The sequence below is a fragment of the Parapedobacter composti genome (assembly GCF_900112315.1).
GTDB lineage: Bacteria > Bacteroidota > Bacteroidia > Sphingobacteriales > Sphingobacteriaceae > Parapedobacter > Parapedobacter composti.
The window spans coordinates 1-1,662 of the sequence record NZ_FOLL01000053.1 but is presented as its reverse complement, the minus strand read 5'-3'; the positions used below and the strand labels follow the sequence as shown (position 1 = coordinate 1,662).

General features: G+C 32.7%; 2 protein-coding genes. One reads left to right on the top strand and one right to left on the bottom strand.

Annotation, left to right across the window (positions count from 1 at the left end):
• On the top strand, nt 1-925 hold a 925-nt coding region (locus BM030_RS19540), incomplete at its 5' end, for a hypothetical protein (RefSeq protein ID WP_244519052.1).
• A gap of 252 nt (nt 926-1,177) precedes the next feature.
• Here BM030_RS19540 and BM030_RS19535 read toward each other — a convergent pair.
• On the bottom strand, nt 1,178-1,525 hold the full coding sequence (locus tag BM030_RS19535; protein WP_090975274.1) for a winged helix-turn-helix transcriptional regulator: 348 nt from the start codon (nt 1,523-1,525) through the stop codon (nt 1,178-1,180).
• Nucleotides 1,526-1,662 lie beyond the last annotated feature (137 nt).

Below are 1,662 nucleotides of genomic sequence, written 5' to 3'. Positions count from 1 at the left end.
TAATAAAATCCGCAATACAGAAAACCAAGTCAATACATTGATTAACAATTCTCTACAAAACACAATTAACAGAGAGAGTTGCGTGTATTTACTAGTTAGCTACAATTTTATGAAACAGACACTGACAATTATATTTTCATTCATAATATCAAATATTTGTTTAGCACAACAAACAAAAACTCAAATTTATATAATTGGAAATATACACGATAGTGTTCCAAACTATAACCCTACTATCCTATTCCAAATTCTCGACAATATTAAACCTGATATTATACTTCACGAAGTAGATAGTGAGGGAATGAAAGATTATGAGACAAATAAGGATATAAAAGGAAATGAAATAATAGCGAGTAATCTCTATCTCAAAAAATTTTCTCAGACTTTGAGATTTTCATTTGACTTTGAAGGAAGAAATAAATATAGAAAAGAAAAAGGAATGGTTCCTACTGACAACTTAACTGTGAAACTAATAGACAGCTTGTATAATGCAAAAAAGCTTACCAGACAACACGCTAACATATACGAAACATTCAAAAATATAACAGACAGTTTAATAAAAATAGCGGAACTATCACCCGAAAATTTTAATAATAGTAAAACCGACAGTATTGCTGAAAAAAGGCAATATTTTCAATACCAAGAATTACTAAAAATAACAAATGAGAGACCTGAATTTGTGAAAAACTACGTTGTGAAACCCAATGGAGAGAAAATAAGTTACAAAGATGGATTCAAACTAATGTCCGACTTTTGGAATTTAAGAAACCAAACAATGGCAAAGAATATTTATGATATTGCAGAAAAATATCCAAACAGAAAAATTGTGGTGCTGACAGGCTTTTTACATCGCTATTATTTGATAAAAGAATTAAGAGAGAGAAATAATGGTAATATAGAAATCCGAGAATTTTATGAAAAATAAAAACTGTAGCTAACATCGCATTGGCAAAATGGCGGGTTAAGTACAAACTTCAACTTTTCTGCATTTAATTCCGCCGAATGTGTTCCACATTCAGCTTTTTTTAATAATTTAGCTTCTGTGGAAACACATCGGCTACGTTACTGCTAAATTGAACTTTTCGTCCAATTTATCCGCCACTTCGCCAATGCGTTTCCCGTTATGTGCAATGCTACCAAACCACTGCAGAAAGACAACCATAAGCCAGTTTGACAATTACTCAACCCCCTGAACAATTTTGTTCCTATGCTGATAACCCCATTTTTCCATAGCAGACAGGACTTCGCTTAACGTTCCACTATAAGGTGTCAATTCATACTGCACCGTAACAGGTTTGGTATCGCAGACTTTTCGGCTGACCAATCCGTTCATTTCCAGTTCCTGTAATTCTTTTGATAAAATGCGTGGAGAAATCCCTGCTTCTCTTGACAACTCATTAAACCCTTTTTTTCCGCTTCGTAAAACCGAAATCAATACCAGCTTCCATTTTCCACCTACTACATCTAACGTATCTCTGATAGCCATTTTGGCTTTTGAGCAACTTTCTACCGTGTGTTTTACCATATACTATTCTTTTTGTAAGTACTATCCTTTTTGTAACAGATTACAAAGGTATAGTATTTATTCTGAATTTTGCATCAGAATTTAAAAATTAAAATTATGTCACAAAAAACAATCAAAATCACAGGATGGACATTGAC

What these genes read in the sequence shown, in the direction of transcription:
- BM030_RS19535 (WP_090975274.1), bottom strand. Translation starts at nt 1,525, where the DNA reads ATGGTAAAACACACGGTAGAAAGTTGCTCAAAAGCCAAAATGGCTATC.